Source organism: Streptomyces niveiscabiei (assembly GCF_001419795.1).
GTDB lineage: Bacteria > Actinomycetota > Actinomycetes > Streptomycetales > Streptomycetaceae > Streptomyces > Streptomyces niveiscabiei.
Genome location: NZ_LIRL01000127.1, coordinates 1 through 6,965, shown reverse-complemented (window position 1 = coordinate 6,965; position 6,965 = coordinate 1). Strand labels below are relative to the sequence as shown.

At 69.5% G+C, this 6,965-nt stretch carries 6 protein-coding genes and 1 pseudogene; 1 reads left to right on the top strand and 6 read right to left on the bottom strand.

Annotation, left to right across the window (positions count from 1 at the left end):
- Nucleotides 1-58: 58 nt before the first annotated feature.
- The 6 genes from AOK24_RS07200 to AOK24_RS07180 all read right to left on the bottom strand — a co-directional run bounded on the left by AOK24_RS07200 (nt 59) and on the right by AOK24_RS07180 (nt 6,196).
- Nucleotides 59-1,150 carry a branched-chain amino acid aminotransferase gene (locus AOK24_RS07200; protein ID WP_055719209.1) on the bottom strand — a complete coding sequence of 364 codons (1,092 nt, stop codon included), beginning with the start codon at nt 1,148-1,150 and terminating at the stop codon, nt 59-61.
- 215 nt (nt 1,151-1,365) lie between these two features.
- Nucleotides 1,366-2,403 (bottom strand): 3-isopropylmalate dehydrogenase, encoded by a 1,038-nt coding sequence (locus AOK24_RS07195; protein WP_055719208.1) that lies wholly within the window; start codon nt 2,401-2,403, stop codon nt 1,366-1,368.
- A gap of 102 nt (nt 2,404-2,505) precedes the next feature.
- The gene (locus AOK24_RS52240) at nt 2,506-2,637 is read right to left on the bottom strand and encodes a hypothetical protein (RefSeq protein ID WP_010356915.1); all 132 of its coding nucleotides are present in this window, start codon (nt 2,635-2,637) and stop codon (nt 2,506-2,508) included.
- A 230-nt stretch (nt 2,638-2,867) separates the two neighbouring features.
- A complete protein-coding gene (locus AOK24_RS07190) occupies nt 2,868-3,497 on the bottom strand; it encodes an HAD family hydrolase (protein ID WP_159051810.1) in 630 nt (209 codons plus the stop codon).
- 99 nt (nt 3,498-3,596) lie between these two features.
- Nucleotides 3,597-5,228 carry an L-glutamate gamma-semialdehyde dehydrogenase gene (gene pruA, locus AOK24_RS07185; RefSeq protein ID WP_055719206.1) on the bottom strand — a complete coding sequence of 544 codons (1,632 nt, stop codon included), beginning with the start codon at nt 5,226-5,228 and terminating at the stop codon, nt 3,597-3,599.
- 41 nt (nt 5,229-5,269) lie between these two features.
- Nucleotides 5,270-6,196 (bottom strand): proline dehydrogenase family protein, encoded by a 927-nt coding sequence (locus AOK24_RS07180; protein ID WP_055719205.1) that lies wholly within the window; start codon nt 6,194-6,196, stop codon nt 5,270-5,272.
- A 106-nt stretch (nt 6,197-6,302) separates the two neighbouring features.
- On the opposite strand from AOK24_RS07180, the pseudogene AOK24_RS07175 reads away from it, so the two are divergent.
- A pseudogene (locus tag AOK24_RS07175) lies at nt 6,303-6,965 on the top strand (PucR family transcriptional regulator); the annotation flags it as partial.

Below are 6,965 nucleotides of genomic sequence, written 5' to 3'. Positions count from 1 at the left end.
TTTCTCGCGCAGTTCCCCGCGCCCCTGAAAGACAACTACTCCCCGCCCACTTGAACCGTCACTCTGCGATCTTGTGCATCCAGTTGTGCTTGTCCTGCGTCGTTCCGCGCTGGATGTTCAGCAGGGCCTCGCGGAGTTTCAGGGTGACCTTGCCCGGTTCGCCGCCGGACTGCTGCCACTCCTTGCCCTCGCGCTTGACCGTGCCGACCGGGGTGATGACCGCTGCGGTGCCGCAGGCGAAGACCTCGGTGAGGGTGCCGTTCTCGGTGTCCTGCTGCCATTGGTCGATGGAGACGCGGGACTCCTCCGAGGAGTAGCCGAGGTCTCGGGCGACCTGGAGGAGGGAGTCGCGAGTGACGCCTTCCAGGATCGAGCCCGTGAGAGTCGGGGTGACGATCTTGTCGCCGTAGACGAAGTACAGGTTCATGCCGCCCAGTTCCTCGACCCACTTGTGCTCGACGGCGTCGAGGTAGCAGACCTGGTCGCAGCCCTTGGCCGCGGCCTCGGCCTGGGCGAGGAGGGACGCCGCGTAGTTGCCGCCGGTCTTCGCGTCGCCCATGCCGCCGGGGACGGCGCGGACGCGGTCCTCGGAGAGCCAGATGGAGACGGGCTTGACGCCGCCGGGGAAGTACGCGCCGGCCGGGGAGGCGATGACGAGGAAGAGGTACTCGTTGGCCGGTTTGACGCCGAGGCCGACCTCCGTGGCGATCATGAACGGGCGCAGGTAGAGGGATTCCTCGCCGCCGTGCGCCGGGACCCACGCCTCGTCCTGGCGGACCAGCGCGTCGCACGCCTCGATGAACGTCTCGACCGGCAGCTCGGGCATGCCGAGGCGGTGCGCGGACGCCTGGAACCGCTTCGCGTTCTTCTCCGGCCGGAAGACCGCGACGGAGCCGTCGGGCTGGCGGTACGCCTTGAGGCCCTCGAAGATCTCCTGCGCGTAGTGCAGGACCGTCGTCGCCGGGTCGAGGGAGAGCGGGCCGTACGGGACGAGCTGGCCGTCGTGCCAGCCGCGGCCCTCGGTCCAGCGGATCGTCACCATGTGGTCGGTGAAGTGGCGGCCGAAGCCGGGGTTCTTCAGGATGGCCTCGCGGTCGGCGGTGGCCAGGGGGCCGGCGGACGGCTTGAGCTCGATCGTGGGCGTCGTCATGAGTGGTTGTCCTTCACCGGTTGTAGTGACGGCCGCGCGCACCGTCGTACAGCACTCCCGTATTCCGCGGCTCCGTGTCCGATTATCGCGCGAACGGCGACGGGCACGGGAGAAACGGGGTGTTTGCGGCCTGGGGTAATGGTTTCACCCGGCGGAGGAATGGCGAAAGCCGCCGGGTGCGAGGTGTGCGACCCGACGGCTTCGGCAGCGCGGGCCTATCCGGCTACGCGTACGGCGAGGGCGTCGCCGATCTCGGAGGTGGTGCGGGTGCCGGACCGCTCGGTGAGGTCGGCGCTGACCGCCTCCTCGACGCGGGCGGCCTCCGCCTCGTAGCCGAGGTGGCGCAGCAGGAGGGCGACGGAGAGGACCGTGGCGGTGGGGTCGGCCTTGCCCTGGCCCGCGATGTCGGGGGCCGAGCCGTGGACGGGCTCGAACATCGAGGGGAACTCGCCCGAGGGGTTGATGTTCCCGGACGCCGCGACCCCGATGCCGCCGGAGACGGCCGCCGCGAGGTCGGTGATGATGTCGCCGAAGAGGTTGTCGGTGACGATGACGTCGAAGCGGGCGGGGTCGGTGACGAGGTAGATCGTCGCCGCGTCGACGTGGATGTACTCGGTGGTGACCTCGGGGAACTCGGTGGCCACCTGGTTGAAGATGTTCGTCCACAGGTGCCCGGCGAAGGCCAGCACGTTGTTCTTGTGGACCAGCGTGAGCTTCTTGCGGGGCCGGGCCTGCGCGCGGGCGAACGCGTCACGGACGACGCGCTCGACGCCGTACGCGGTGTTGACGGAGACCTCGGTGGCGACCTCGTGGGGCGTGCCCTTGCGGATGGTGCCGCCGTTGCCCGTGTACGGGCCTTCCGTGCCCTCACGGACGACGATGAAGTCGATCTCCGGCTGGCCGGCGAGCGGGGTGGCGACGCCGGGGAGCAGCTTCGAGGGGCGCAGGTTGACGTGGTGGTCGAAGAGGAAGCGGAGCTTGAGCAGGAAGCCGCGCTCCAGGACCCCGGACGGCACCGACGGGTCGCCGATCGCGCCGAGCAGGATCGCGTCGTGCGCCTTGAGGGCTTCGGCGTCGGCGTCGGTGAGGGTCTCACCGGTCGCGTGGTAGCGCTTGGCGCCGAAGTCGTACTCCGTCGTCTCCAGCTTCACGTCCTCGGGGAGGACGGCGGAGAGGACCTTGAGGCCTTCGGCCACGACTTCCTGCCCGATGCCGTCACCGGGGATCACTGCGAGATCGATGCTGCGAGACATGTCGGCACCCTACTCCGGGTCCCAGAGGGTGACACGGGGCGTCCGCGATACGGACACCCCGTGTCGACCAGGATGCGGCTCCCGGTGGTTTCGCGGCCGGCCTCAGTGGCCGGTCTCGCCGCCGTTGTCCCGGCGGTCGAGGGCCCGCTGAAGGGCGGCTGCGGCGTTCTTGCGGTCGTTCTCGCTGGTACGGGACACGTGGCGGACTCGGCGGCGGACGGTCGTCTCGGCCATGGGTGATCGGCTCCTTCTTCACCAAAGGGAGGGTTACGAGACGCCGGTCGGGCGGGGAGCGTCGGACCCGCAGGGGTGGCTGCGTCGGGGCCCGGCTCGCATCCGCCTTCGCTTGGTCGAGCGAGACGTTCGGCTCCTACAAAGTTACGGGTCGCAGACGCTGTTGTCTGCACAGTTACTCGGACTTCCTACTATCTGAGACGGCACCGCCCTGACCTGCGATGACGCGATCAGGAAGTCCGTGATCCCCTGATGGTGTCCAGCAGGTCCGGGGGGATCGCCCCGGACGAGGCCGAGAACGAGTACGTCAGGGCGTGGAAGCCGGCGGACCGGGCGCGGGCGACGTTGCGGGGGCGGTCCTCGACGATCAGGGTCGTGGCCGGGTCGAGGTGGGCCGCCGCGCGCTCGAACAGGCCCTCTCCCGCTGTGCCTTTGGAGACTCCCTCGCGGCAGGACAGGAACACGAGGGCAGGGTCGATCCACTTGTCGAGGCGGAGGCGGCCGGACTGTTTCGCGTACCAGAACGTCGTGTTGTTGGAGACGATGCCGATGCGGCGGCCCGGCGCGGCGGCGGACAGCATGGTCTCGGCCGCCGGGTTCGCGGTGAGGAGTTCCTCCTCCAACTCCCGTATCAGGAAAGGGGAGACGGGCTGGCCCAGGCGGCGGGAGAGGGCCCGCCAGTAGTCCTGCTCGGAGGTCTCGCTCAGGCTGAAGCGGTGCCACAACTTGCGGCCCGTCTCGGCGACTTGCGCACGGTCGAGGCCCAAACGGTCGGCGAGGCCGGTGCGTTCGGTGAGCAGGAGCGTCTCCCACGGGTCGCGGAAGAGGACGTCACCGAGGTCGAAGAGGACTGTGGACACCGGCTCCGGGCTCATCTCGTGTGCCTTCCCGCAGAGTTGGTCCGCCACGCGTGCCGTCGGGGCCGGGGTGCGTGACGTTAGCACGCACCCCGGGACAGGTCAGCCCATGTGCGGATACGTGTAGTCGGTCGGCGCGACCAGCGTCTCCTTGATGGCCCGGGTCAGCGTCCAGCGCGTGAGGTTCTGCGGGGCGCCGGCCTTGTCGTTGGTCCCGGAGGCGCGCCCGCCGCCGAAGGGCTGCTGTCCGACGACCGCGCCGGTGGACTTGTCGTTGATGTAGAAGTTCCCGGCGGCGTACCGGAGTTTCTCCATCGTGTACGCCGCAGCCGCCCGGTCACCGGCGATGACGGAGCCGGTGAGCGCGTAGTCGGAGACCGACTCCATCTGCGTCAGCATCTCGTCGTACGTCTCGTCCTCGTAGACGTGCACGGCGAGGAACGGGCCGAAGTACTCGGTGCGGAAGACCTCGTTCTCCGGGTCGGTGCACTCGACGACCGTCGGGCGGACGAACCAGCCCACCGAGTCGTCGTACGTGCCGCCCGCGACGATCGTGCAGGCCGGGTCCGTCTTCGCGCGGTCGATGGCCGCCTTGTTCTTGGCGAAGGCCCGCTCGTCGATGACGGCGCCGACGAAGTTCGCGAGGTCGGTGACGTCGCCCATGGTCAGGTAGTCGACCTCGGCGGCGAACTCCTCGCGGAAGCCGTCGTTCCAGATGGACGCCGGGATGTACGCGCGGGACGTCGCGCTGCACTTCTGGCCCTGGTACTCGAACGCGCCGCGCGTCAGCGCCGTCTTGAGGACCGCGCGGTCGGCGCTGGGGTGGGCGACGACGAAGTCCTTGCCGCCGGTCTCACCGACGAGGCGCGGATAGGAGCGGTACTTCTCGATGTTGGCGCCGACCGTCTTCCACAGGTACTGGAAGGTCTTCGTCGAGCCGGTGAAGTGGATGCCGGCCAAGTCGCGGTGTTTCAGGGCGACTTCGGAGACGGCGACGCCGTCGCCGGTGACGAGGTTGATGACGCCCTTGGGGAGCCCGGCCTCCTCCAGCAACCGCATGAGCAGGACGGCCGCGTGGGTCTGCGTCGGGGACGGCTTCCAGACGACGACGTTGCCCATCAGGGCGGGCGCGGTCGGCAGGTTCCCGGCGATCGCGCTGAAGTTGAAGGGCGTGATCGCGTAGACGAACCCTTCGAGGGGGCGGTGGTCGAGGCGGTTCCAGACACCCGGGGAGTTCGCCGGGGGCTGCTCGGCGAGGATCTGGCGGGCGTAGTGGACGTTGAAGCGCCAGAAGTCGACCAGTTCGCAGGGCGTGTCGATCTCGGCCTGCTGCACGGTCTTCGACTGGCCCAGCATCGTCGACGCGGCGATCGTCTCCCGCCAGGGTCCGGCGAGGAGTTCGGCGGCACGCAGGATGATCGCGGCACGGTCGTCGAAGGCCATCGCCCGCCAGGCCGGGGCAGCGGCGAGAGCCGCGTCGATCGCGTCCCGGGCGTCCTGCTGGGTGGCGCCTCGGTAAGTGCCCAGTACGGCACGGTGGTTGTGCGGCTGGACGACGTCGAAGGCGTCCCCGCCACCGAGCCGCTTCTCGCCGCCGATCGTGCAGGGCAGCTCGATCGGATTCTCCGCCAGCTCCTTCAACTTGGCTTCCAGCCGGGCCCGTTCGGGCGAGCCGGGGGCATAGCCGCGCACCGGCTCGTTGACGGGGGTGGGGACCTGGGTCACAGCGTCCATGGACAACTCCCTTGTGGGTATCGGTGCTTGTCGAGACAACGTCAGTGCTTGGTCAGCGTCGAGCGGGCGAAGAAGCGCAGGTTCGCGGGCTTCTCGGCGAGGCGCCGCATGAAGTAGCCGTACCAGTCGGTCCCGTACGCCGTGTACACCCGCATCCGGTGGCCTTCGGCGGCCAGGCGCAGGTGTTCGTCGCTGCGGATGCCGTACAGCATCTGGAACTCGTACTCGTCGGGCTTGCGGTGGGCGCGGTGGGCGAGTTCCTGGGCGATGGAGATCAGGCGGGGGTCGTGGGAGCCGACCATGGGGTAGCAGTCGCCGTCCATCAGGGTGCGCAGGATGCGGACGTACGCCTTGTCGATCTCGTGTTTCCGCTGGTACGCGACCTCGGCGGGCTCCTTGTACGCGCCCTTCACCAGCCGTACGCGGCTGCCGCTCGCGGCGAGGCGGCGGGCGTCGGCCTCGGTGCGGAAGAGGTACGCCTGGATGACGCAGCCGGTTTTCGGGAAGTCGCGGCGCAGGTCGGTGTGGATGGCGAACATCGAGTCGAGGGTGGTGTGGTCCTCGGCGTCCAGCGTCACCGTCGTACCGATCGCGTCGGCGGCCTCGACGACCCGGCGGACGTTCCCGTGAGCGATCACGTGACCGTTCACGAGGGCCTGGCCGAACATCGAGAGCTTGACGGAGACCTCCGCCTTCTCGCCGAGGCCGAGTTCACCGAGGCGCTCCAGGAGCTGGAGGTAGGCGTCGCGCGCGGCCGTCGCCTGCTGCGGCGTCGTGATGTCCTCGCCGACGACGTCGAGGGTGAGTTCGAGGCCCTTCGCGGTGAGGTCGGTGACGATCGGTACGACGTCGTCGACCGTCTCGCCGGGGATGAACCGGTCGACGACCTGCCTGGTCACCGGGGCCGCCGAGATCAGGCGGCGCATCCGGTCGCTGCGCGAGGCGGCGAGAATCACGGGACCCAGCACGGGCACCTCCACAGACATAAAGCACCAAGTCACCGTGAACCTAAGGATCTCTCCGATCGTGGGCCATCGACAGGTGTCACGCATCCGTGGCGGGGATCTCAGACAGATGTATGAACACCGGCTCCCGTCGGCGCAGAATGGCCGGGTGACCCCGACCTATCAGGACCTCGTGGACGAGATCTCCGGCCTCCTCGGCGTCCCCGCGACGCTGGAGAGCCGGGACTTCGAGCTGATCGCGTTCGGCGTGTACGACAGCGACGCCGAGCTGGACGCGTCCGCCCTCGACCCCGTCCGCGCGCGCTCGATCCTCACGCGGCGCTCGACGGCCGCCGTACGGGAGTGGTTCGAGGGGTTCGGCATCACCCGCGCGACCGGGCCCGTCCGTATCCCGCCGACCCCCGAGGCGGGCGTCAACCGGGGCCGGATCTGCCTCCCCGTCCGCCATCACGGCGTCGTCCTCGGCTACGTCTGGCTCCTCGACTCCACCACCCTCGACGACGCCCGCCTGGCGGCGGCCATGGAGGTGACGGCCCGCATCGGAGTCCTCCTCGGCGACGAGGCCCAGCACGGGGCCGACCTGAGCCGGGAACTCCGGGCCGTCCTGGAGGCGGACGCCGGATGGCAGCGCGAAATGGCGCTGGCAGAGCTGCGCACCGGCCTGGGCGCACGGGCGGAGGGGGCGCACGCGGTGGTGTGCGTGGCGCCCTGGGGGGCACGGGAGATGCCGTCGGTACGGATGGTGCCGGGGGCGGTGGCGCTGTGCGGGGTC

What these genes read in the sequence shown, in the direction of transcription:
- AOK24_RS07195 (WP_055719208.1), bottom strand. Translation starts at nt 2,403, where the DNA reads ATGTCTCGCAGCATCGATCTCGCAGTGATCCCCGGTGACGGCATCGGG.
- AOK24_RS07200 (WP_055719209.1), bottom strand. Translation starts at nt 1,150, where the DNA reads ATGACGACGCCCACGATCGAGCTCAAGCCGTCCGCCGGCCCCCTGGCC.
- AOK24_RS52240 (WP_010356915.1), bottom strand. Translation starts at nt 2,637, where the DNA reads ATGGCCGAGACGACCGTCCGCCGCCGAGTCCGCCACGTGTCCCGTACC.
- pruA (WP_055719206.1), bottom strand. Translation starts at nt 5,228, where the DNA reads ATGGACGCTGTGACCCAGGTCCCCACCCCCGTCAACGAGCCGGTGCGC.